Origin of the sequence: Lederbergia ruris (genome assembly GCF_018332955.1) — a bacterium.
Lineage (GTDB): Bacteria > Bacillota > Bacilli > Bacillales > Bacillaceae_C > Lederbergia > Lederbergia ruris.
This window is the reverse complement of the sequence record NZ_BORB01000146.1, coordinates 1-255: the sequence shown is the minus strand read 5'-3', so window position 1 is coordinate 255 and position 255 is coordinate 1. Positions and strand designations below refer to the sequence as shown.

General features: G+C 54.5%; 1 rRNA gene. It reads left to right on the top strand.

Annotated features, from left to right (window positions below):
- Positions 1-255: ribosomal RNA gene (locus tag KI363_RS21785) — 23S ribosomal RNA — on the top strand; the annotation flags it as partial.

The following is a 255-nucleotide window of genomic DNA, read 5'->3' as shown; positions in this document are numbered from 1 at the left end:
GGAAGAGAAAGAAAAATCGATTCCCTGAGTAGCGGCGAGCGAAAGGGGAAAAGCCCAAACCAAGAGGCTTGCCTCTTGGGGTTGTAGGACACTCGATATGGAGTTACAAAGGAACGGGGTAAACGAAGTGGCCTGGAAAGGCCGGCCAGAGAAGGTAACAGCCCTGTAATTGAAACTTCGTTCCCTCCCGAGTGGATCCTGAGTACGGCGGGACACGTGGAATCCCGTCGGAAGCTGGGAGGACCATCTCCCAAG